Source organism: Spirillospora sp. CA-142024 (genome assembly GCF_050942325.1).
GTDB lineage: Bacteria > Actinomycetota > Actinomycetes > Streptosporangiales > Streptosporangiaceae > Spirillospora.
Window position 1 is genome coordinate 73,408 of record NZ_CP192077.1, and the last position, 20,283, is coordinate 93,690.

General features: G+C 69.5%; 18 protein-coding genes and 1 tRNA gene. 9 read left to right on the forward strand and 10 right to left on the reverse strand.

Translation table 11 applies throughout. The features are described from left to right. Nucleotides 1-9 precede the first annotated feature (9 nt). The 4 genes from ACQPZP_RS00365 to ACQPZP_RS00380 are packed head-to-tail and all read right to left on the reverse strand — an operon-like array spanning nt 10 to nt 4,441. Entirely contained in the window at nt 10-1,596 is a 1,587-nt protein-coding gene (locus ACQPZP_RS00365) for an FtsW/RodA/SpoVE family cell cycle protein (protein WP_433475603.1), read from the reverse strand. Next, nucleotides 1,597-3,180 (reverse strand): Stp1/IreP family PP2C-type Ser/Thr phosphatase, encoded by a 1,584-nt coding sequence (locus ACQPZP_RS00370; protein ID WP_433475604.1) that lies wholly within the window; start codon nt 3,178-3,180, stop codon nt 1,597-1,599. Then, the gene (locus tag ACQPZP_RS00375) at nt 3,177-3,674 is read right to left on the reverse strand and encodes an FHA domain-containing protein FhaB/FipA (protein ID WP_433475605.1); all 498 of its coding nucleotides are present in this window, start codon (nt 3,672-3,674) and stop codon (nt 3,177-3,179) included. Before ACQPZP_RS00375 ends, ACQPZP_RS00370 begins: the two co-directional genes overlap by 4 nt. An 11-nt stretch (nt 3,675-3,685) precedes the next feature. Beyond that, nucleotides 3,686-4,441 carry an FhaA domain-containing protein gene (locus ACQPZP_RS00380; RefSeq protein WP_433465565.1) on the reverse strand — a complete coding sequence of 252 codons (756 nt, stop codon included), beginning with the start codon at nt 4,439-4,441 and terminating at the stop codon, nt 3,686-3,688. A gap of 128 nt (nt 4,442-4,569) precedes the next feature. On the opposite strand from ACQPZP_RS00380, the gene ACQPZP_RS00385 reads away from it, so the two are divergent. Further along, nucleotides 4,570-4,652, forward strand: a tRNA-Leu gene (locus ACQPZP_RS00385). A 1,313-nt stretch (nt 4,653-5,965) separates the two neighbouring features. On the opposite strand, the gene ACQPZP_RS00390 is transcribed toward ACQPZP_RS00385, so the two are convergent. Continuing rightward, nucleotides 5,966-6,655 (reverse strand): TetR/AcrR family transcriptional regulator, encoded by a 690-nt coding sequence (locus tag ACQPZP_RS00390; RefSeq protein ID WP_433475606.1) that lies wholly within the window; start codon nt 6,653-6,655, stop codon nt 5,966-5,968. 99 nt (nt 6,656-6,754) lie between these two features. Here ACQPZP_RS00390 and ACQPZP_RS00395 point away from each other — a divergent pair, with 99 nt between their 5' ends. From ACQPZP_RS00395 to ACQPZP_RS00410, 4 genes are all read left to right on the forward strand, one after another. Continuing rightward, nucleotides 6,755-7,666 carry an SDR family oxidoreductase gene (locus tag ACQPZP_RS00395; RefSeq protein ID WP_433475607.1) on the forward strand — a complete coding sequence of 304 codons (912 nt, stop codon included), beginning with the start codon at nt 6,755-6,757 and terminating at the stop codon, nt 7,664-7,666. Nucleotides 7,667-7,774: 108 nt separating this feature from the next. Then, nucleotides 7,775-8,539: an SDR family NAD(P)-dependent oxidoreductase gene (locus ACQPZP_RS00400; RefSeq protein WP_433475608.1), complete on the forward strand. Its 765-nt coding sequence runs from the start codon at nt 7,775-7,777 to the stop codon at nt 8,537-8,539. An 85-nt stretch (nt 8,540-8,624) separates the two neighbouring features. Beyond that, nucleotides 8,625-9,554 (forward strand): SDR family NAD(P)-dependent oxidoreductase, encoded by a 930-nt coding sequence (locus ACQPZP_RS00405; protein WP_433475609.1) that lies wholly within the window; start codon nt 8,625-8,627, stop codon nt 9,552-9,554. A gap of 102 nt (nt 9,555-9,656) precedes the next feature. Then, nucleotides 9,657-10,790 carry a serine hydrolase domain-containing protein gene (locus tag ACQPZP_RS00410; RefSeq protein ID WP_433475610.1) on the forward strand — a complete coding sequence of 378 codons (1,134 nt, stop codon included), beginning with the start codon at nt 9,657-9,659 and terminating at the stop codon, nt 10,788-10,790. Between the two features lie 92 nt (nt 10,791-10,882). On the opposite strand, the gene ACQPZP_RS00415 is transcribed toward ACQPZP_RS00410, so the two are convergent. Beyond that, on the reverse strand, nt 10,883-11,506 hold the full coding sequence (locus ACQPZP_RS00415) for a TetR/AcrR family transcriptional regulator (RefSeq protein ID WP_433475611.1): 624 nt from the start codon (nt 11,504-11,506) through the stop codon (nt 10,883-10,885). A 102-nt stretch (nt 11,507-11,608) separates the two neighbouring features. On the opposite strand from ACQPZP_RS00415, the gene ACQPZP_RS00420 reads away from it, so the two are divergent. From ACQPZP_RS00420 to ACQPZP_RS00435, 4 genes are read left to right on the forward strand one after another with little or no spacing between them, the layout of a single operon-like run. Next, nucleotides 11,609-12,055: an ester cyclase gene (locus ACQPZP_RS00420; protein ID WP_433475612.1), complete on the forward strand. Its 447-nt coding sequence runs from the start codon at nt 11,609-11,611 to the stop codon at nt 12,053-12,055. Beyond that, complete coding sequence (locus ACQPZP_RS00425) at nt 12,052-13,179, forward strand: hypothetical protein (RefSeq protein WP_433475613.1); 1,128 nt, start codon at nt 12,052-12,054, stop codon at nt 13,177-13,179. The genes ACQPZP_RS00420 and ACQPZP_RS00425 overlap by 4 nt, the downstream gene beginning before the upstream one ends. Continuing rightward, nucleotides 13,176-13,997 (forward strand): SDR family NAD(P)-dependent oxidoreductase, encoded by an 822-nt coding sequence (locus ACQPZP_RS00430; protein ID WP_433475614.1) that lies wholly within the window; start codon nt 13,176-13,178, stop codon nt 13,995-13,997. The genes ACQPZP_RS00425 and ACQPZP_RS00430 overlap by 4 nt, the downstream gene beginning before the upstream one ends. A gap of 14 nt (nt 13,998-14,011) precedes the next feature. Next, on the forward strand, nt 14,012-14,773 hold the full coding sequence (locus ACQPZP_RS00435) for an N-acyl homoserine lactonase family protein (protein ID WP_433475615.1): 762 nt from the start codon (nt 14,012-14,014) through the stop codon (nt 14,771-14,773). A 314-nt stretch (nt 14,774-15,087) separates the two neighbouring features. On the opposite strand, the gene ACQPZP_RS00440 is transcribed toward ACQPZP_RS00435, so the two are convergent. The 4 genes from ACQPZP_RS00440 to ACQPZP_RS00455 form a co-directional block, all read right to left on the reverse strand. Continuing rightward, nucleotides 15,088-15,765 carry a hypothetical protein gene (locus ACQPZP_RS00440; RefSeq protein WP_433475616.1) on the reverse strand — a complete coding sequence of 226 codons (678 nt, stop codon included), beginning with the start codon at nt 15,763-15,765 and terminating at the stop codon, nt 15,088-15,090. Further along, nucleotides 15,762-16,451, reverse strand: a complete 690-nt coding sequence (locus ACQPZP_RS00445) for a response regulator (protein WP_433475617.1) — start codon at nt 16,449-16,451, stop codon at nt 15,762-15,764. The genes ACQPZP_RS00440 and ACQPZP_RS00445 overlap by 4 nt, the downstream gene beginning before the upstream one ends. Continuing rightward, complete coding sequence (locus tag ACQPZP_RS00450; protein ID WP_433475618.1) at nt 16,448-17,650, reverse strand: sensor histidine kinase; 1,203 nt, start codon at nt 17,648-17,650, stop codon at nt 16,448-16,450. Before ACQPZP_RS00450 ends, ACQPZP_RS00445 begins: the two co-directional genes overlap by 4 nt. A gap of 118 nt (nt 17,651-17,768) precedes the next feature. Beyond that, the gene (locus ACQPZP_RS00455) at nt 17,769-20,021 is read right to left on the reverse strand and encodes an MMPL family transporter (protein ID WP_433475619.1); all 2,253 of its coding nucleotides are present in this window, start codon (nt 20,019-20,021) and stop codon (nt 17,769-17,771) included. Nucleotides 20,022-20,283 lie beyond the last annotated feature (262 nt).

Consider the following 20,283-nt stretch of genomic DNA (forward strand, 5'->3'; position numbering starts at 1 on the left):
GGGAGGAACTCACCTCGTGCTCACGATCTGGGTCATGCCCTCGTCCTGGATCGCCTGCGGGGCCGGCTTGCGCGCGTCGTGGCTCATCCGCACCAGAATCGCGATCAGGATCCAGTTGGCCATCAGCGACGACCCGCCCTGGGACAGGAACGGGGTCGTCAGGCCGGTGAGCGGGATGAGCCGTGTGACGCCTCCGACGATCACGAAGACCTGGAGGGCCAGCACGAACGACACACCGCCCGCGAACAGCTTCAGGAACGGGTCCCGGGCCGCCACGGCGGTCTTCATCCCGCGTTGCACGATCAACGCGTATATCAGCAGCAACACCATCAGCCCGGTCAGCCCGAGCTCCTCGCCCAGCGAGTCGAAGATGAAGTCGCTGAACGACAGCGGCGTGCGCCACGGCTCGCCCTGGCCGAGGCCGGTGCCGAGCACCCCGCCCTGCCCCAGTGCGAACAGGCCCTTCATCAGCTGCGCGCTGTCGGAGTACTCGCCGCCGAGTTCGGCGCAGGCGGAGAAGCCCGGCGAGAGGTCGCCCTGCGCCTTGTACTTCTTGAAGATGTCGGTGTCGGGGTTGACCGGGACGACCTTGCCGTTCTCCAGCAGGCAGCCGCCGTCGAAGTACGGCTTCGGGTTCTGCCAGATGTCGATGCGCTGGTTCACGTGGCCCATGAACGGCAGCAGGGTCGCGATGAACACGCCCACCGCCAGCAGCCCGATACCGATCACCACCCAGGAGACGCGCTGGGTCGCGATGTAGAGCATCGACACGAACAGGCCGAAGAACAGCAGCGCGGTGCCGAGGTCCTTCTGCATGAACAGGACGCCCAGGCAGAAGAACCAGATCACCATGATCGGGCCGAGGTCGCGGGCCCGCGGCAGGCTGATCGGGCCGAGCTTCTTGCCGATCAGCGACATCGCCTGCCGCTTGTTGACCAGATAGCCGGCGAAGAACACGACCAGCAGCAGCTTCGCGAACTCGCCCGGCTGCACCGAGAAGGGGCCCACGGAGATCCACACCCGGGCGCCGTTGATCGACTGGCCGATGCCGGGGACGATCGGCAGCAGCAGGAGGATGACCGCGGTGAGGCCGATCAGGTACGTGTAGCGCTGCGCGGTCTTCGGCGTGAACGACAGCGGGGCGTCCGGCTTGCTGGTGTCCCGCATGATCAGCACGGCGGCGACGAACAGGCCGATGCCGACGAACGTCCACATCAGCTGGCCGGGCGCGTCCGCGGCGTCCGCCACGAGCTTCTTGCCGGCCAGCGCGGCGGCCTTGCGGTCGTGGCTGGTGTCCAGGTCGAGCCGGTAGATCATCGCCAGTCCGATGCCGTTCAGCCCGACCGCCAGCGGCAGTAGCAGCGGATCGGCGTACGGGGTGAACTTCGCCTGGACGAAGTAGGCGGCGAACGCCATCACCACGAGGCCGCCGCCGTACACGAACAGGCCGCCCGGGATGTTCCCGTCCCGGGCCAGCCCGACCTCCGCGAACGCCGACAGCGTCAGGACCATCGCGAAGATCAGCAGTGCCAGCGAGGCCGCGTTGCGGCGCTGGTACGGCAGGTGCGCCCTGATCTGCTCGCCGATCGAGTGCATCTACGTGCCCCCTGCGCTGGTGGGACAGTTCTTGATCGACGTGTCGCGCTGCTTGCACTGGGTCCGGTGGGCGGTGAGCTCGTCGAGCTTCGCCAGCGCGCCCTGCTGCCCGATGAACACCAGGGAGCCCTTCTCGACCGCCGTGACGTCCTGCGCGGGGAGTTCGTCGACCGGGATGTCGCTGGCCCTGATCTTGGCCTGCTTGCAGTTCTGCTGCCCCCGGCCCCGCACGATGGTGACCTTGCCGCCCTCGTTGACGAGCGAGTACTTGCAGACCGCGTCCTCGAGCCGCTTCAGCGCGGCCGGGCCGTCCACCGTGTAGGTGTCCTTGACCTGCTGCTGCAGATCCTGCGGGAGGTCGGCCACCATGATCGGCTGCTTCGGCTGGTCCTTCGCGGCCGCCCTGCGGGACAGGCTGATGCCCGGCACCTTCTGCGTCGTCCCGCGGTACAGGACGACCTGGCCCTTCTCCGTGCCGACGTAGTAGCCGTTCCGGACGTTCTGCAGCAGCACGAACCCGCCCGCCACGACGCCGACGACGACCACGCCCGCCACGACGACCAGCCACGTCCAGCGGCGGCTTCCGCCCCGCCTCGCCCGCGCCGGAGGCGCCTGCGGCATCGCGCCCGGCGCCGGCGGGGCGCCCATCGGGTCGCCCATCGGCATCGCGGCCTGCGGCGGCGGCATCTCGTCCACCGCGACCGGCGGCTGCGGGCGGGTCTCGCGCAGCTGCGCGGCGCGTCCCGCCGGTGTGTCCGCCACGGTCGTGTTCGGGCCCGTCCCGCCGCCCGGCGGCTCCGGCGGCGCAGCGTTCGCCGCCGCGCCCACCGCGTGGCCGGGGCCGCCCGTCGGGGGCTGCCGCTCCAGATCCACGACGTCCGCGACGACACAGGTGATGTTGTCGGGGCCGCCGCCCCGGTTAGCCAGGTCGATCAGCTGCCGGACGGCCTGCTCCGGGTCGTCCACGTCCGTCAGCACCTGGAAGATCGTCTCCGCCGTGACGACGCCCGACAGGCCGTCCGAGCACAGCAGGTACCGGTCGCCGACCTTCGCCTCGCGCAGCGACAGGTCCGGATCGACCTCGCCGCGGCCGTCCAGCGCCCGCAGCAGCAGCGAACGCTGCGGGTGCGACGCCGCCTCGTCCGGGCTGATCCGGCCCTCGTCCACCAGCGACTGCACGAGCGTGTGATCGTGCGTGATCTGGAACAGGCTGCCGTCCCGCAGCAGGTACGCGCGGGAGTCCCCGATGTGCACCAGCGCGACCTGGTTGCCCGCCCACAGCATCGCCGTCAGCGTCGTCCCCATGCCCTGCAGGGCCGGATCCGACTCCACGATGCGGTGCAGGTTGTCGTTCGCCGCCTTGACCGTGTGCTCAAGCGCGGCCAGCAGTTCCGTCGCCGGCAGGTCCTTGTCGAGCGCGCGCAGCGCCTCGATCGCCGCGGCGCTCGCGATCTCGCCGCCGACGTGCCCGCCCATCCCGTCGGCCACCGCGAGCAGATGCGCGCCCGCGTACGCCGAGTCCTCGTTGCCCTCGCGCAGCATGCCCACGTCGGAGCGCGCGGCGTAGCGGATTCCCAGAGTCATTTGCGCAGCTCGATCACGGTCTTGCCGATACGGACCGGTACGCCCGGCGGGACCGGCATCGGCCGGCTCACCTTCGTGCGTCCGAGATACGTGCCATTGGTCGAGCCGAGATCTTCCACGATCCACTGACCGTCCTGCGCGAAAAGTCGGGCATGCCGGCTCGAAGCGTAGTCGTCGGTCACGACCAGCGTGGAGTCATTCGCCCGACCGATGGTGATGGGCACCCCCGTGAGGTCGATGACGGTGCCGGCGCGCTCGCCCTGGACGACCACCAGCTTCGTCGGGGCGGCGCTCTGGGCGCTGCGCTGCGGGCGCGGCGGTTTCGGCTGCCTGGCCGCCTTCGGGGGACGTGGCTGGGACGCGCGCGTGGCCGCCTTCGACGCGGCCTTCGAGCCGAAGAGGTCGGCCCTGATCACACCGACGGCCGCGATGACGAAGAGCCACAGCACCGCGAGGAACGCCAGCTTGATCAGCGTGAGGGTGAATGGGGACATCGGAGTCGGGGTTACTCCCTATCGCGGCGGAACACAAGAGTTGTACGGCCCATCGTGACCCGGGAGCCGTCGACCAGCGTGACCCGCCGGATCGGCTGCCCGTTCACGAACGAGCCGTTGGTCGACCCTAGATCCACGAGAGCGATTTCGGGACCTTCTACGCGGATCTCGGCATGGTGCCGGGACACGCCCGGGTCGACGAGACGCAGGTCGCAGTCGGTGCCGCGACCAAGCAGAGTGACCGGGGTATTGATCTCATAGGTGCGCTGAGTCGTGTCGGATCCCTCCACGGCCGTGGTCACCAGCAGCCGCGGATGCCCGCCGAGGGCCCCGCCCCGGCCGGCCTGCGGCACATCGCTCACCGGCCGGCGGATCTCCCCGCCCTCCACCGTCGAGCCCCTGATCACCCCGGACCTGATCCGGAACATGCCCGTGGCGAGATCCCCCGCGTTCTCGAACCGCACGCGCACCGGTCCCACGAAGGAGTACCCCTGCTCCTTCGCGTACTCGCGCGCGAGATTCGCCAGCTCCTGGCTCAGGCTGTCGGCGTACACCTGGAGCCGCTGCCCGTCCTGCTGAGAGATCTCCACGACGAAGTCGTTCGGAACGAGCGTGCGGCCCTGTGCCACGATCGCCGCCCGATCGTCCATCTCGCGCTGCACAGCACTGGCCACCTCGACCGGCTGCAGCTCGGACTTGAAAGCACGGGCGAAGGCTCCTTCGACCATGCCCTCGAGCCGTCGCTCGAAGCGCTGAATGACGCCCACGGGCACCTCCCTTCCCCACTGGTAGACGATCGTATCGGTGCGAAGGTTCGCTCGGCGTACCTGGATACCTAACCACTGCCGCGACCGTGCTAGCCTTTTCAGGCACCTGGAAACGGGTCGGCACCCATGGGCGGGTGGCGGAACGGCAGACGCGCACGGTTCAGGTCCGTGTGTCCTAACGGATGTGAGGGTTCAAATCCCTCCTCGCCCACGAACGAGTCGGGAGTGGTGTGCCCACGGAAAGCGTGGGCCAGCACTCCTTCTTTGTGTTTGCCTGGGGGGCGACCCCCAGACCCCCGATGTGGGGGCTCCGCCCCCACGCCCCCTCCCGGTTTCGGTCGCTGACCACCTGGCTGTGGGTGCGTGGTTTCGCTTCCTTGGGGCTTCGCCCCTTGCCCCCTTCTTGGCTGACGTCCTCGGGCTTGCTGGTGTCGCAGTCGTCTGGCGAGACTGCTTTGCGTCATGCGTCCCGCTTGTGGGTGAACACCTCGCCGAGGGCATGGTTCCACTCTCCCTGGTTGCGGGCGCTGTGACCAGCCCGGGCTTCTCACGACCCGTGGCTGCCAGTGCTTGGCGCCGTCTTCGATGTTGACGCTGGTCTGCTCGCAGAGCTACGGGGGCTGGGTATGGGGTCGACCTCGCGCAGGCTCGGGTCGGTGCCGCGGCCGTCGGGCTTGAGCGGGCACTGGACACGCCCGCTGTCGCGGGGCACATGTACCGCTGGCGGCCGTTGTCGTTGGGCTTGCCCTTGGGGGCCAGGGCGAATCGAGTCCGTGCGCCGATACGAGCACGCCAGGTTTCCTGGTCGATCGCCTTGGGGTCGTCGGGGTTGCGACGGTGGTCGATGGTGGCGTTGACGAGGTCGGCGGGCATCGAGGGGCAGTACCAGGTTCCTTCGACCAGGTTGGCGCCGTGGATGCTGTCGATCTTTCCGAGTTGGTCGATGCGGTAGTCGTAGGTGGGCCGGTAACCGAGCTTGCGCAGGGGGATCTGCCAGTCGCCGGGCGTGGAGTTGTTGTAGGCAGCGTCGGCGGCGAGGTCCCCTGCAGGGTGCCCGCGGCGCCGGATGTCGTTGAGGACGGCGATGCCGTTGGCGCCGGGGCTATGCCCGGGTTTGTCGAGGATGAAGCCCACGGTGAGTGCGGGAAGGGCGTCGGGGTCACCGCAGCCGCCTGGCATGGGCCGGGGTAATGGTGGGGGTTGCGGGCGACAGCAAGTGTGGCGTCGTAACCCCACAGCAACTTGCTCGTGGTTCTGCGGCGGCCGCGCGGTCGCGGCGCCGAAGGCGTCAGGTCGGGGTCGCGGTGGTCGCCCTCACGGACGTAGAAGGCGGCGTCGGGGTCGGTGGAGGTGTAGTCCCTCTTGGGACCCACGCGACTCGATCAGCGAGACCAGCGCCACTCCAGGCAGATGGAGACAAGGCGCGCCGGCATGGCCGGGCGCAACAAGTGCAGCGCGCAGCGTCCTGAGGGGGCGCAGGAGTGGTCACGATGGGATCGATCGCCTCGGCTGGAGGCTGGTGCTTCAGGGTGTGGGGGCCGCGCTTGGGGGTTCCTGCTGGCGGGCGAGGAGGCCGGAGATGGTCACCTCCGCGGTCCGGCGTACCACGTCGGTGAAGTTCAGGCGCATAGCGGCCAGTTCGGGGTCGGAGGCGTAGGCGGCCTGCAGGGCCTCGGTGGGCTGGTCGCAGGGCCAGGCGGCGCCGGCCATCAGCAGGGTCACCTCCACCAGTTGTGCCGCGCCTTGGGGGCCAAATTCGGGTACGTGTCGCGTCACCAACTGGACCAGGTCGGCCATGGCGCGTTTGGCGGCGTGTTTGTGGTCGATGGCGACCTGGGTGGAGATGTTGTGCTCCAGCACCGCGGTCTGGGTGCTGAGCAGGTCGCACAGGACGGGCCGCTCCACCATCGAGGTGGCCAGGACGTCGGCCAGCCGGTCACCGCGCTCGCGGGGGGTTCCGTCGGCGGGCCCGTATGAGCGTTCCAGGTCGGTGATCCAGTCCTGGACCTGGGCATCGAGCAGTTCGAGTAGGACCGCCTCCCGCGACTCGAAGTAGCGCAGGACGTTGGACTTGGCCAGTCCGATGCGGCGGCTGAGCTCATTCAGGCTGAGCTTGGCGACCGGCATCTCGGTCAGCATCGCCGCCGCGGTGGTGAGGATCTGCCGCCGCCGCTCGGTCCGCTGTTCTTGGGTGCGGGCGCGCTGGAAGTTCACCGCCCCATCGTACATACCAGCGGTCTCTTGTTAAGAGCCCAGCGGTCTGATACGGTCCGAGTTATTACAGACCGACAGTCTTTTAACGGGGGGTTCGTGATGTACCAGGTTCCTGATCAGCGGGGAAGGCTCGCGGTGGTGACCGGCGCCAACAGCGGGACCGGCAAGGCGGCGGCGACGCGGCTGGCCGCGGCCGGCGCGAGCGTCGTCCTGGCGGTTCGCACGCCGGCCAAGGGCGAGCAGGCCCGCGCCGAGATCGTCGCCGCGCACCCGTCCGCCGACGTTCAGGTACGCCGGATCGATCTGGCCGATCTGGCCTCGGTGAAGGAGTTCGCCGACGGATTGATCGCCGACGGCCGCCCGCTCGACCTGCTGCTGAACAACGCCGGGGTGATGTTCCCGCCCGTGCGCCACGAGACGGTCGATGGCTTTGAGTTGCAGATGGGCAGCAACTTCCTGGGCCCGTTCGCCCTCACCGTGCGGTTGCTGCCGCTGCTCCTGGCCGCGCCCGCACCGCGGGTGGTGACGATGACCAGCGGTATGGCCGCCCGCGGCGAGATCGACTTCGGCGACCTCAACTGGCGCGAGCAGTACGACCCGATCCGCGCCTACGCCCGTTCCAAGCTCGCGGACCTGCTGATGAGCCGGCACCTCGCGCGCATCGCGACCGAGCACGGCTGGCCGCTGCTGTCGACCGGCGCCCACCCGGGCAACGCCGCCACCAACATCGCCGCCTCCGGTCCCCGGCTGGGCGGGGAGCCGAGCCTGCTGTTCCGCATCGCGTGGAAGGTCACCCCGCAGCACAGCGCCGAGGCCGGTGCCGAGCCGATGCTGTACGCCGCGACCAGCCCGCAGGCGACCCAAGGCGGCTACTACGGACCCCGCTGGAACCTGGTGGGCCCCGCCAGGCCGGCCCGGCCGACCAAGAAGGGCCTGGACCAGGACGTGGCGGCCCGGCTGTGGGCCGAGGCCGAGCGCTTGACCGGAGTGAGCGTTCCCGCGCACCTCTGACCACCCGCACTCACCCATGCCCATCCTGACTCCTCCGCACGAGGAGGACCAGGTCACTCATGCGCGCCCGGCTGCCCACGGGCACACCGACCACGAAAGGCACAACAGATGTCAGCTCTGAACGGCAAGGCCGCCCTCATCACCGGCGGCAGTAAAGGCACCGGCCTTGGGATCGCCCGCGCCTACGTCCGCGAAGGCGTGGCAGTCGCGATCACCGGCCGCGACACCGAGGCGCTGAAATCGGCCCAGGCCGAACTCCAGGCCCTGGTCGCCGGCGCCCGTGTTCTCGCGATCGTCGCCGACAACAAGGACCACGACGCCGCCGGGCACGTCATCACCCAGGTCGTCGCGGAGTTCGGCCGCCTGGACATCCTCATCAACAACGCCCAGGAGTTCCGCACCGGTATCGCGATCGAGGACATCAGCTGGGACGACATGATCTCCAGCTACGAGTCCGGAGTCTTCGCGACCTGGCGGTACATGGTCGCAGCGTTCCCGCACCTGAAGCAGACCCAGGGGACCGTCATCAACATGGGTTCGGGGGCCGGAACCCAGTCCATCCCGCTGCACGGTGCCTACGGCTCCAACAAGGAGGCGATCCGTGGCCTGTCTCGCATCGCCGCCCGGGAGTGGGGCCGCCACCAGATCACCGTCAACGTGATCAACCCCTATGTCGCCTCGGCCGAGTCCGAGCGCTACGAACGCGAGCACCCCGAGGTGATCGCGGAACTGCTCAAGAGCCTGCCGCTGGGCCGCATCGGCGACGCCGAACTGAACGTGGGCGGGCTGTGCGTCTTCTTGGCCAAGCCCGAAGGCAAGTACATGACCGGCTCGACGTTCGACGTCGAGGGCGGCAGCTTCATCCGCCCCTGACCACCCGGTATCCGCACAGACCACCGGCTCGCCCCAGAGTGCGCCGCCTACACCAGGCGGCCACCCACGACAGAAAGAGCACACCATGGCCGATCAGCTCGACCTCCCCTTCGACAAGGACACCACCGCCGAGGAGGTGATCGCCGGAGTCGACCTCACCGACAGGCGCGCCATCGTCACCGGCGCTTCCTCCGGCCTGGGAGCCGAGACCGCACGCGCCCTGGCCTCGGCCGGCGCCGAGGTCACCCTGGCGGTGCGCAACACCGAGACCGGCAACAAGGTCGCCCAGGACATCACCGCCTCCACCGGCAACGCAGGCGTGCACGTAGTTCACCTGGACCTGGATGACCGCACCTCCATCGACGCGTTCACCGGCGGGTGGCGGGGCCCGCTGCACATCCTGGTCAACAACGCCGGCATCATGGCGCTGCCCGAGCTGACACGCACCCCGCAGGGCTGGGAGCAGCAGTTCGCCACCAACCACCTGGGCCACTTCGCCCTGACCCGGGGCCTGCATGGCGCGCTCGCCGCGGCAGACGGTGCTCGCGTCGTCGTGGTCAGCTCGGCCACCCACCACGCCTCCTCTGTGGTGTTCGAGGACATCCACTACCGGAACCGCCCCTACGACCCGTGGCAGGCCTACGGTCAGTCCAAGACCGCCAACATTCTGTTCGCGATCGAGGCCGCCAAGCGGTGGGCCGCAGACGGCATCGCCGTCAACGCCATCGAACCCGGCGCGATCTACGACACCGGCCTTCTGCGCCATGTCGAGATCACACCGGAGCTCCAGCAGATCGTCGACGCCACCCCGTGGAAAAGCGTCCAGCAGGGCGCGGCCACCCAGGTGCTGCTGGCCGCCTCACCGTTGGTGGAAGCCGTCTCCGGTGGCTACTTCGCCGACTCCAACGTCATCGAGCGCTCTGAGACCAACCCCAATGGCCTGGCCCCGCACGCCGCAGACGCTGAGGCGGCCGCGCGCCTGTGGAAGATCTCGGAGGAGCTGCTCGACCTTTGACGACGGCCGCGTCGGCCACCGCCGCGGCGATGGCCGACGCCCCCCGGAACGAGCCTCCCTAAGACGACGCCCACCGCGAAACCGAAACGACAAGGAAGAACGATGACGGCACAGGGATCCACCAAGGACGCGTTCGACGCAGTCCGAGACGAGTTCGAGAAGGGGCTGCGAAGTGACGAGCTCGGAGCCTCCGTCGCTTTGGACCTGGACGGCGAGACCGTGGTCGATCTGTGGGGCGGTCACCGCGATGCTGAGCGGACCTCGCCTTGGACGCGCGAGACGATCGTCAACGTCTTCTCGACGACCAAGACGGTGACGGCGCTGGCCATCCTCGTGCTCGCCGACCGTGGTCTGATCGACCTGGACGCGCCCGTGGCGACGTACTGGCCCGAGTTCGCCCAGAGCGGCAAGGAGAGCGTCCTGGTCCGGCATGTGATGGGCCACACCTCCGGAGTGTCCGGCTGGGATCAGCCCATAACCATGACCGATCTCTACGACGTGCGGGCCTCCACCGCCCGGTTGGCCGCCCAACAGCCCTGGTGGACCCCCGGGACGGCGGGCGGATACCACGCCCTCAGCCAGGGGCACCTCCTGGGAGAACTGGTCCGCCGCGTCGACGGACGCTCACTCACCGACTTCGTCGCCGAGGACCTCGCCGCACCCTTGGGCGCCGATGTGCAGCTCGGCGCCCGAGAACAGGACTGGGGCAGGGTCGCTCCCGTCGTACCACCGGGGCCGTTGCCGTTCGACCTGTCGACGCTGGACCCCACCACCGTGTCCTTCCGGACCATGACGGGCCCCGCCCCTGACGCCGAAGCGGTGAACACCCCGCAATGCCGGCGCGCCGAGATCGGCGCCGCCAACGGGCACAGCAACGCGCGAGGGCTGGTCACCCTGCTGCGCGCCCTTACTCTCGGCGGCGCCGCCGACGGGGTCCGCCTCCTGTCGGAGGCGATGGTCGACCGCGTCTTCGAGGTGCAGGCCGACGGCCCGGACCTGGTCAACGGTGCCCCGATGCGTTGGGGCATGGGGTTCGGCCTGACGCCCGTGGATCAGGCTCCCTTCCTGCCCGCCGGGCGGGTCGCCTGGTGGGGAGGCTGGGGCGGATCCCTCGTCGTGGTGGACCTGGACCGGCGCGTCACCTTCGCTTACACGATGAACAAGATGGGCAGCGGTGGTTTGACCGGGTTCGACCGGGCCGGACGGTACCTGACCGCTGCATACCAGGCCCTGTAGCCGCGCTTGCAGACGGGACGTCATAGGGCCCGCCCACACGACCGGCCGACCCGCGACGCATGGGCGGCTAGCTCACGCCGGCACGCGGAATCTCAGAGGCCTGAGCGAGGCAGGACCAGCGCGGTGACCAGCCGATCGAACAGTTCGGGCGTGGCGGTTTCCGGGTCGACCAGGTGCTCCAGGCCGAACCCGTTGAACAGGCTGACCAGGCCCAGCGCCAGATCGGCGGCGGGCAGGGAGAGCTCGAACCCCCACCTGGCCGCGTGTTCCTCCAACGCGGTGGCGACGACCACGCAGCACTCCTCGCGGTGGGCGTTGAGGAACGCGCGCGCGTCCGGGTCGTGAACGGCCTTCAACCAGAACTGCACGAACAGCAGATGACGCTCGGGGCCGTCGCGCAGCTCACCGATCATCACCTCCCCGATCTGCCGGGTCTGCTCCCTCAGCGTCTGCGTCGGGGCCACAGCGCGGGCGATGCGCTCGATGCGCTGGGCGACGGTCTCGCCCAGCAGAGCCAACAGCAGCTCCTCCTTGCCCGTGAAGTTGGAGTACACCGCCCCTCGCGTCAAGCCCGCCGCCGCCGCGACCTGCTCCAGTGACGTCCCGCCGTACCCGTGCTGGGCGAACAACGTGATCGCGGCGTCCATCACCGCCGCCCTGATCTCGGCGCGCGGCCTGCGCCGGACCCGGCCCGGCGGCGAAGCAGGCGTTGACATGCACAACCCCCATCTGAATACATACTCGTATCGGATACAGTTCTGTATTGAATTCGGTTCTGTATCGAGCCTATCGCCACCCCTGCGCCAGGAGGACATGTCATGGCTCTCACCCCGGCCCAGCGCCAGGCCCGCGAAGCGCTCATCCGCGAGCACTTCGACTCCGAGGTCCGCAAGGACTTCGAAGCGACACTGGCCACGATGGACCACCCGCGCTACGAGCTCGTCGGCACCGGCGAGGTGTTCCAAGGCCCCGAAGAAGTGGTCGCCTACCACCGGCGTTCGCGTACCGCATTCCCCGACCAGCGGCACGACAACGTGCGCCTGCACTTCACCGACGACGTCGTGGTCGCCGAGTTCGACCTGCTGGGCACCCACGAGGGCGAGCTGTTCGGGTTCCCCGCCACCGGCAAGACCTTCCGTACCCCGATGGTCGCGCTGTTCTTCTTCGACGGCCCCGACGGCCGGAAGATCACCTGCGAGCGGATCTACTTCGACTCCGCCTCCATCGCCTCCCAGCTCGGCCTCCTGCCGGGCGTGAGCTCATGACCGCCCCCGACTTCGCGGTCGCGTCCCTGCAGGCAACCTCGCCCGGCACCCCGATCGACGTCTTCGCCGACCGCTCCACGGTCCCCGGCGGACCGGGAGCGCGGCTGAGGTGGATCCGGGAGCGGGCCAGGGCGTTCCGGGCCGAGTTCGCCGCGACCGGCACCCCCGACCTGGTGTCCACCCACCCCCTCACCACACTGCCCTACCCGACCCGATTCGGGCTGTGGCGGGCGCCGCGCACCCCGGCTCCCTTCCTGGTGATCACCAACCGGATGCTGATCATTCGCTGGCACGAGCCCGGCGGGCGGCGCCGCACCCTGCTGTTCGAGCCCAGTGACATCGCCCTTGGGCGGAACACCCCCTACTTCGCGGCCCTCGCCGCCAAGGCCCCCGGCTTCCTGCGCAGATTCGTCGCGGTCGAGTACGGCACCGTCCCCGGCCACCTGGCCGCCGCCGGCATCGATCCAGCCGAGGTCGACTACCTCGTGTTCGACCACCTGCACACCCAGGACGTCCGCCGGTGGATCGGCATCACCCGTCCCCAGGCCGATCTCAGCCCGGACCTGCCGGTCGAGCCGCTGTTCCCCAACGCCAAGCTCATCGCCCAGCGCACCGAACTGGAGGCCATGGCCGACCTGCACCCCTTGCAGAAGCCCTGGTACCAGCCGGACGCCTACCGCGACCTGCGCACCGACCACGTCCTGGCCATCGACGGCGACGTCCTGCTAGGCCCCGGCGTCGCCCTCCTGTCCACCCCGGGGCACGTGCTAGGCAACCAGACCCTCGTCCTCAACACCGGCACCGGGATCTGGGCGTCCAGCGAGAACGCCATCGCCGCCGAATGCCTGGTCCCGCGGCAATCCCGCATCCCCGGCCTGTCCGGCTGGTCCCGCCGATGGGACCAGGAAGTGATCCTCAACGCCAACACCCTGGAATCCACCGCCGACCAGTACGCCTCCCTGGTCCTGGAGAAGAGCATCGTCGACCCATCCCAGAGCGACGCGCGCTTCCCCCAGTTCTTCCCCTCCAGCGAGCTCACCGCGAACCTCACCAGCCCCGGCGCCCGCCCCACCTTCACCCACCGGGCCATCACGCACGGCCACCCGAAAGGACTGCGCTCATGATCGCCGACCACACCGGCTCGGTTGCCCTCGTCACCGGAGCCGCATCCGGCATCGGCCGTGCCGTCGCGCGGCTCCTGGCCGAGCAGGGCGCCCTCGTCGAGGCCACCGACATCGACCCCCAAGGCCTGGCCGAACTGGCGGCCGAACACGAGACCCGAATCCGCACCACCGTTCTGGACGTGACCGACGCCGACGCCGTCCACGCCGCCGCCCGCCACGCCGCCGACCGGCACGGACGCATCGACGTCCTGGTCGCCAGTGCCGGCATCGTGGTCGCCGAGGAACGCGAGGCCGCCGCCGACACCCCGCGCGATTGGGACCGCTGCTTCGCCGTCAACGTCCGCGGCACCGACCACGCCTGCGAAGCAGTCCCGGACCAGATGCGCGCCCAAGGCGGGGGTTCCATCGTCACCCTGGGATCGATCTCCGCGCACGCCGCCCGCACCACCCTGGGCGCCTACCCCGCCAGCAAGGCCGCCGCCCTGCGCTACACCAAAGGCCTGGCCCCGCAGGTCGCCCCCGCGGGAATCCGCGTCAACTCAGTCTGCCCAGGCGCCGTGTGGACCGGCATCCAAGCCCGCATCATCGCCGAAGCCCACCGCGTGGTCAGTGCCCACGACCCCACCTACATCACCCCCGCGCCCGGCGATGGAGATGCGCGGGCCTTCTTCGAGCCCTACCGCGCCATCACCCCGCTCGGCCGCCCCCAGAGCACGCGCGACGTCGCCGCTGCCGTCGCCTTCCTCGCCTCCTCCGACGCCGTCCAGATCACCGGCCAGTGCCTGCACGTCGACGGCGGCGCCGTCATCCGCGACTGAAGGAAACCCGCCCCATGACCGTCCAGCTGTACGCCCTCACCTGCGGGCACCTCACCATCCCCCGCTCCTTCATGCTCGAAGGAACCGAAGGCACCATCAAGGTGCCCATCCCCGCCTACCTCATCGTCCACCCCAAGGGGACCGCCGTGTTCGACAGCGGCCTCAACACTGCCTCCCAGACCGACCCGCTCGCCTACGCCGGCGAATTCCTGCACGCCTTCCACGACTTCGACTTCTCCCCGGGCGAACAGATAACCGCCCGGCTGACCGCGATCGACGTCGACCCCGCCTCCATCAACCTGGTCATCAACTCCCACCTGCACTTCGACCACGCTGGAGGGAACGCCCAGCTCCCCAACGCCGACATCGCCGTCCAACGCCGCGAATGGACCCAAGCCCACACCAACGACGCCGAATACCGGGGCTACCTCGCCGCCGACTTCGATACCGGCCAGACCATCCTCCAACTCGACGGCGAGCACGACGTCTTCGGCGACGGAACCGTCGTCTGCATCCCCACCTACGGGCACACCCCCGGCCACCAATCACTCCGGGTCCGCACCACCACCAGCGAATACCTCCTCGCCGGAGACGCCTGCTACCTCCAGCACTCCCTCGACCACCTCCACCTGCCCGGCGTCATCGCCGACGAAGACGCAGCCCTCGACGTCTTGCACCGCTTCCGAGCCCTGCGCGACACCGGAACCCGCATCATGTACGGCCACGACCCCGACTTCTGGACCACCACCCCACAGGCACCCCACCCGCTCCCCTGAACACCGCCCCGCAACCAGCGCCACCACCACGATGTCGACCCGCGGTTCGTAGCGGGCGTTGCGGGCGCCGATGCGGCAGGCGGTCGCCTCACGGTTGCGTTCACCCTGTGCCCGGGGGGCCGTCGACGCTCCGTAGTCCGCACGAAGGGCACATCAAAGCGGCTCGAAACGCGACGTCCGCGTCGTCGAGGGTGACGGCAACCCTGCGGCCTTCGGGCGGTTGGTGATGAGGACTTCCGGTGGGTCTTGTGACCCAAGAACGATTCTCAACACCCTGTTCTCGTTCGGCTGTCTACCCGCCCGGCCTTCGATGTCTATGGGTTCCCGGTCGCGGGGGTGGTTGCGCGGAGTCCGTGGCGGCGGAGTTCGAGGTCGGCGAGTTTGCGGATGATGGCGGGTTGCTTCTGGCGCCAGGCGGCAGCGGGGTCGGGGCCGAGTTTGGCGAGTCTGGCCAGTGGTTGGTTGGCGAGGGCGCGCAGAGCGAGCAGGTCGATGCCTGCCGGCTGGTCGCGCAGGCGGGCGGTGGCGGTCGCCCGGGTGATCTTTCGGATGCGGCGGGGTATCCAGCGCAGGATGACCAGGGCGACGGGGCCGACGAGGAGCAGGACGACGAGCACGATGGACAGGTCGTCGATGATGCGTTGTTCGGCGGTGCCTGCTGAGGCGATGGTCTGCGCGGTCGCTCCGGCTTTGGCGAGGGGTTCGTCGGTATGGTCGCCGACGAGGGGAAGGCCGGAGAGGGTGTTCTGGAGGGTGGTGATGTTGTCGGCGAGGTCCTGACCGGCGTTGTGGACGGTTTCGCCGAGGGTGCCCAGCCGGGTGACCCACTGGTGGAGGTGGACGGCCAGCCAGGCCCAGGCGCTGATCCAGGCCAGCAGGAGGAGATCGGCGATGAGCTGACGGACTCGGCGCAGGGGCGTTTCGGGGTAGAGGACCAGGCGCGGCCGCCGGCGGGCGGCGGTGGGGCTGGTGGGGAGGGTCTGGCTGGTCACGGTCGCCCTTTCGGTGGTGGGGCGGGTTGAACGAGGCCGGTCTGGTAGGCGATGACGACGAGCTGTGCGCGGTCGCGGGCACCGAGTTTGGTCAGGGCCCGCTGGATGTGGGTGCGGACGGTCAGGACGCTCAGGCTGAGTTCTTCGGCGATCTCATCGTTGGACTTGCCGTGAGCCGCCAGGACGGTGATCTCCTGCTCGCGGGGGGTGAGATCACCGAGGGACTCCACTGGGGTCAACGGTGTTTCCGTCGCGGGGGTGGCGAGGAACCGTGTGATCAGGGCTTGGGTGGCTCCGGGTGACAGGAGGGCCTCCCCGGCGGCGATGGTGCGGATGCCGTCGAGCAGGTCGTGGGTGCTGACGGCTTTGCCGAGGAAGCCGCTGGCGCCGACGCGGAGTGCGTGGGCGACGTATTCCTCGGTTTCGAACATGGTGAGGATGAGCACGCGGGTGCCGGCGAGGTCGGGGTCGTCGCAGATGGCCTGGGTGGCGGCCAGGCCGTCGCCGTCGGGCATCCGGACGTCCATGAGGACGATGTCGGGCTGGAGGGCGCGGGCCTTCTCGACCGCTTCGCGGCCGTTGGCGGCCTCGCCGACGACCTCCATGTCGTCGACCGAGTCGATCAGGAGCCGGAAAGTGCCCCGCAGCAGGGCTTGGTCGTCGGCGAGCAGGACGCGGATGGTCAACGGGTTACTTCTTCTCGATCGGCCGGCGTGCGGGGTTGGAGCGGGAGCGTGGCGGCGACTTCGAAGCCGCCTTCGGGGCGGGGACCGGCCTGCAGGTCGCCGCCGACGGACGCGGCGCGTTCACGCATGCCCATCAGCCCGTATCCGCCGCCGGGCACGGCCGATGTGACCGGCGTGCCCTCGTTGGTGACGGTGATCCGCAGGTGGGCCCGCGTGAAGGTCAGCCGGACCTGGGCGGTGTGGTCGGAGGCATGTTTGGTGGCGTTGGTGAGGGCCTCTTGGATGATCCGGTAGGCCGTAAGGTCCACCGCCGGGGACAGAGGCCAGGGCTGCCCTTCGGAGGTGATCGTGACGGTGAGCCCGGCCGAGCCGCAGCTGTCCACGAGCTGAGGAAGGCGGTTCAGCCCGGGGGCGGGTTCCAGGCTGTCGGGGGTGCCGGTCTCGCGTAGCACGCCCACGGTGGCGCTGAGTTCCTGGAGCGCGGAGGTGGTGGTGACGACCAGGTCGGTGAGGATCTTGTGGGCCTGTTCTGGCTGGGTGCGGACGAAGTGGGCGGCGGTGCCGGCCTGGGCGTGGGCGACGGCCATGTGATGGGCGAGCACGTCGTGCAGCTCGCGGGCGATCCGCATCCGCTCTTCCGCGACACGGCGGCGGGCTTCCTCCTCGCGCGTGTGTTCAGCGTGGGTGGCGCGCGCCTGCACCGATTCCAGATAGGCGCGGCGGAACCGGCTCAGCCTGCCCAGGGCCAGCGGAAGTAGCAGCCAAAGGATCGTGCCCATGGACCGGAGCACGAAGTCGTCACCAAGCGGCGCGGCCGACAGGGAGGTGGCGACCAGGACGGCCATGGTCGGGTAGCCGTAGAGGCCGATGGTCTTGGAGTCGGTGAGGTCGGCGAGCCAGTACAGTGCGGCCATGACGGGCGCCAGCAGCAGCGGGGTGGGCAGGCTGCCCAGGGAGGTCAGAACGGCGGCGGCCGCGGCGGTGACCACCAGCGCGACGCGCGGGCGGCTGCGGGCGACCAGGACGGCGGCCGCGCTGCCGACGGCGAGGATCCAGGCGGGCCACAGATTGGTCGGAGCGGGAGAGTCGGTCGTGCTGATCTGGGCGCCGAAGATCACGCAGGCACACAGTGCCACGACCAGCACGACGTCCGCTGCGCGCGGGTGACGCTCTGCGATGCGTTCCAGATGGCTCGTCATCGTGATCTCTCCAAATGCTGGTGCTGAGGCCCGCCCCGCTGATGTCGCTTCGGCGGGAGGGCCGTAGAGCCGCCCGAGAGCAAGTCTCGGGCGGCCCAGAAGGCCAGGTTAGGCCTGCTCAGACGGGTACCCTGCCGGGCTCGCCGGGGGCGCGGTCCCGATCTTCGGCCGCCGGCTGGTGGTCGAGGGCCTCTCCTTCCACGTCGACGCGCGGCAGGATCCGGTCCAGCCACTTGGGCAGCCACCACGCCTTGTCGCCGAGCAAAGCGAGGACGGCGGGCACGATCGCCATCCGGACGACGAAGGCGTCGAACAGGACCGCGGACGCGAGTCCGAACCCGATCATCTTGATCATCGAACCGTTCTCGGTGATGAACCCGGAGAACACCGCGATCATGATCAGGGCGGCCGCCACCACCACGCGAGCACTGTGCTTGAACCCCGATACCACGGCCTGCCGGCCGCTCTCACCGCGGACGAACGCCTCCCGCATCCGCGAGACCAGGAACACCTCGTAGTCCATCGCGAGCCCGAACACGATGCCCACCAGGAAGATCGGCATCAGGCTCATGATCGGACCGGTCTGCTCGATGCCGAACAGACTCGCCAGGTGGCCCTGCTGGAAGACCAGCACCACCACGCCGATCGAGGCCAGGACCGACAGCAGGAAGCCCAGCGCCGCCTTCAACGGCACCAGCACCGACCGGAAGATCACCATCAGCAGCAGGACCGCCAGGCCGACCACCACGAGCAGATAGGGCACCAGAGCCGCCTGGACCTTGGCGGCGACGTCGATGTTCACCGCGGTGGTGCTGGTCACCTTGAACGTCGCAGACGTGGCGGACTCAAGCGCGGCGCGTTCGCTGCGGATGGTCTTGACCAGCGTCTTGGTCTTCGCGTCGGTCGGGCCGGTGGACGGGGTCGCCTGGAAGACCGCGGTGTCACCGGCCTGGTTGAAGCTCGCGGGCGACACCGACACGACCCCGTCGGTGTGGGCGATCTCGTCGCTGATCGCCTTCACGGCCGTCTTCGGGCTGGCCGCTCCGTGGGCGTCGACGACGATGGTCAGCGGACCGTTGAAGCCGGGGCCGAAGCCGTCGGCGAGCGCGTCGTAGGCACGGCGCTGGGTAGTGGACGTCGACAGGGCCTCATCGCCCGGCATGCCCAACTGCAGGCTCGCCGCCGGCATGGCCAGCGCCCCCAGCCCGATGACGCCGAGGATCAGGACGGGCAGCGGGCGGCGCAGGACGAACCGGGCCCAGCGGGTCCCCATGCTCTCCCGGCCGGCCTTCGGATCCCCGCCGCCCCCTGCGACTGCGGAAGCATCGTCCCCGGTCGGCCGGTGCTTGCGGGTACGGCGCGACAGCACCGCGTTCGGCCAGAACCCGAGGATCGCCGGGACCAGGGTCAGCGAGGCTGCCACCGCGATCGCGACGGCGCCGGCGGCGGCCAGGCCCATCTTCGTCAGCATCGGAATCCCGACCACCGCAAGACCGGCGAGCGCGATGATCACAGTGAGGCCCGCGAACACGACCGACGAACCGGCCGTGCCGACCGCCCGGCCCGCCGCCTCCCGCGCCGTGAAGCCCCGGCCGCGTTCCTCGCGGTAGCGGGACACCACGAACAGCGCGTAGTCGATCCCGACCGCCAGGCCCAGCATCATCCCCAGCGTGCTGGAGTCCGACGACAGCCCGAGCGGCTTGGCGAGGATCATGAGCGAGAACAGGCTGACCGCGACACCGACGATCGCGTTCAGCAGCGGCAACCCCGCCGCCGCCAACGACCCGAACGTGATCAGCAGCACCAGCGCCGCCACCGAGATCCCGACGATCTCCGCGACCCCGCTGAGCCCTTCGTCGGCCTCCATCGCCGACCCGCCCGTCTCGACCGTCAGACCCGCATCGCGCGCCTGTTCGGCGGCCGTGCCCACCGCCGTGCGGCTGGCGTCGGTGACATCGTCGGAGGCGACCTTGTAGGTGACCGTCGCGTACGCCGTCGAGCCGTCCTTGCTGACCGCGTCCGAGGTGAACGGATCCGCGACACTCGCCACCTGCGAGCCGGCCGACAACGACCGGACCGTCTGCTCGATGGCCTGCTTGTTCGCCGTCGCGGTCACATTCTGCCCATCCGGGGCGACGAACACGACCGTGGCGTCGGCGCCGTCCGCGGCGCCGAGACCGGGGAACCGCTCTTGCATGAGCTCGTACGCCTGCTGGGACTCGATCCCCGGCATCGAGGAGTCATCCCCCGAAGCCCCCGGCGCTTGCAGCCCGCCGAAGGTGACCGCGGCCAGGATCGCCACCCACAGCAGGGCGACATAGCCGCGCCAGCGGAAGGCGCCCCGGCCTAGCCGATACAGAAAAGTAGCCACGCCACAGGTCTCCTCATTCGCATCCTGATGAACCGATGCGCTCACGCTATGAAGCGGAGACCTGCCCTGTCGTCGTGTGGCTGCTGGCATTGCGCTGTACTGAAATCGCAGTACGAGCTACCGGAATCGCAGTCCCGGCACCGACGCCGGCCGAACCCGCGTCCGCCCGGCCCGGGCGGAGGCGCGGTGGAAGATGATCTTGATTAGCGTGGAATCCAGCGTCGGGGACTGATGGAATCCCGCAGGTCAAGGGGGTTTCGTC

Excerpts from the sequence above, each read along its gene's own strand:
- ACQPZP_RS00370 (WP_433475604.1), bottom strand. The coding sequence starts at position 3,180 with ATGACTCTGGGAATCCGCTACGCCGCGCGCTCCGACGTGGGCATGCTG.
- ACQPZP_RS00400 (WP_433475608.1), top strand. The coding sequence starts at position 7,775 with ATGTCAGCTCTGAACGGCAAGGCCGCCCTCATCACCGGCGGCAGTAAA.
- ACQPZP_RS00430 (WP_433475614.1), top strand. The coding sequence starts at position 13,176 with ATGATCGCCGACCACACCGGCTCGGTTGCCCTCGTCACCGGAGCCGCA.
- ACQPZP_RS00410 (WP_433475610.1), top strand. The coding sequence starts at position 9,657 with ATGACGGCACAGGGATCCACCAAGGACGCGTTCGACGCAGTCCGAGAC.
- ACQPZP_RS00425 (WP_433475613.1), top strand. The coding sequence starts at position 12,052 with ATGACCGCCCCCGACTTCGCGGTCGCGTCCCTGCAGGCAACCTCGCCC.
- ACQPZP_RS00375 (WP_433475605.1), bottom strand. The coding sequence starts at position 3,674 with ATGTCCCCATTCACCCTCACGCTGATCAAGCTGGCGTTCCTCGCGGTG.
- ACQPZP_RS00435 (WP_433475615.1), top strand. The coding sequence starts at position 14,012 with ATGACCGTCCAGCTGTACGCCCTCACCTGCGGGCACCTCACCATCCCC.
- ACQPZP_RS00420 (WP_433475612.1), top strand. The coding sequence starts at position 11,609 with ATGGCTCTCACCCCGGCCCAGCGCCAGGCCCGCGAAGCGCTCATCCGC.
- ACQPZP_RS00395 (WP_433475607.1), top strand. The coding sequence starts at position 6,755 with ATGTACCAGGTTCCTGATCAGCGGGGAAGGCTCGCGGTGGTGACCGGC.
- ACQPZP_RS00415 (WP_433475611.1), bottom strand. The coding sequence starts at position 11,506 with ATGTCAACGCCTGCTTCGCCGCCGGGCCGGGTCCGGCGCAGGCCGCGC.
- ACQPZP_RS00365 (WP_433475603.1), bottom strand. The coding sequence starts at position 1,596 with ATGCACTCGATCGGCGAGCAGATCAGGGCGCACCTGCCGTACCAGCGC.
- ACQPZP_RS00450 (WP_433475618.1), bottom strand. The coding sequence starts at position 17,650 with ATGACGAGCCATCTGGAACGCATCGCAGAGCGTCACCCGCGCGCAGCG.
- ACQPZP_RS00405 (WP_433475609.1), top strand. The coding sequence starts at position 8,625 with ATGGCCGATCAGCTCGACCTCCCCTTCGACAAGGACACCACCGCCGAG.